Below are 1289 nucleotides of genomic sequence, written 5' to 3' on the forward strand. Positions count from 1 at the left end.
GGTAAAGTGGAAGTCTTCACCTATCTTGTCTTCTGCCATTGGTTGGTTATACCAAATGAGCGCGTTCATGTTTTCTTTCGCCGTGACTAGCTGGTTTACGTGCTCTTTAAAGGCGTGGTGTTTGCTGTTTTCTGTTGCATGTACCCAAGTCACTGGCGCGTGATGTTCCGTCAAGCTTTCTAGCATTGACAGTGTTGGCGTAAGGCCGACACCTGCAGAAATCAGCACCACTGGTGTATTGGTGTCTACATCCATAAAGAAATCACCCGCTGGCGCTGCGAGTTTTACTTTATCGCCGATGTTTAGCTCATCGTGCAGGTAGTTGGATACTTTACCGCCTTGTTCACGTTTTACGGAGATGCGGTAAGTGTTCTCTTGAACCGAAGAAGATAGGCTGTATTGACGGATCTCTTGGTTTTCAAACTTATCGCTGTTGATGTAGATGCCGAGGTACTGCCCAGGCTTGTACTTCGTCACTTTACTGCCATCCGTCGGTTTGAAAACAAAACTGCAAATGTGTTCACTTTCCAATTGTTTACCGACCAACTCAAACTCACGTAGCCCTCGCCAACCACCTTCTTGCGATGCATTCGCTTGATAGATTTGCTCTTCGCGCTGGATAAATACATTAGCCAATACGCCATAAGCTTCAGCCCACGCGTCTAAAACTTCTTGGCCCGGATTGAATAACTCATCAATTGTAGCGATCAAGTGTTTACCTACTATTTGATACTGATCTTTCGTGATCAAAAAGCTGGTGTGTTTATGCGCAATTTTCTCCACTGCGCCAAGCAGAGCAGGCAAGTTTTCAATGTTAGCAGCGTATGCACAGATGGCATTGAATAGCGCTTCACGCTGATCGCCATTACGCTGGTTGCTCATGTTGAAAATGTCTTTTAACTCAGGGTTGTGAGTAAACATGCGGTCATAGAAGTGAGCGGTCAGTTTTGGTCCTGTTTCTGCGATTAGTGGCGCGGTCGCTTTCACGATCTCAATGGTTTGATTGCTGAGCATAAGAACTTCCTATTTTTAAGTTGTATTTGTAATGCATGTTTAAAGTTGTATCTCAAATGTATCTTTCGATCAAGAAAAGATTTACACTTTTGTCGATAGCGTAAGTTGGTTGTTTCGTCACTGACATTGAGCTATTAAGTCGCACTCTGGGAGAGAACATGCAGTTAACGAGCTTTACTGATTACGCGCTGAGAACCTTGATTTATTTAGCATCATTGCCAAAAGATGAGCTGACCAATATCACCGAAGTGACGGATTTGTTTGGTGTGTCTCGT

Annotated in this window: 1 protein-coding gene and 1 pseudogene; one reads left to right on the forward strand and one right to left on the reverse strand. The window is 44.1% G+C overall.

Going from position 1 to position 1289, the window contains the following annotated elements; all coding sequences use genetic code 11:
• Positions 1-1014: NO-inducible flavohemoprotein (gene hmpA / locus R7F07_RS24960; protein ID WP_318110629.1), on the reverse strand; the 1014-nt coding region annotated here is incomplete at its 3' end.
• A 158-nt stretch (positions 1015-1172) separates the two neighbouring features.
• On the opposite strand from hmpA, the pseudogene R7F07_RS24965 reads away from it, so the two are divergent.
• Positions 1173-1289: pseudogene (locus tag R7F07_RS24965) on the forward strand (transcriptional repressor NsrR); the annotation flags it as partial.

Source organism: Vibrio sp. YT-16 (assembly GCF_033337405.1).
Taxonomy (GTDB): domain Bacteria; phylum Pseudomonadota; class Gammaproteobacteria; order Enterobacterales; family Vibrionaceae; genus Vibrio; species Vibrio alginolyticus.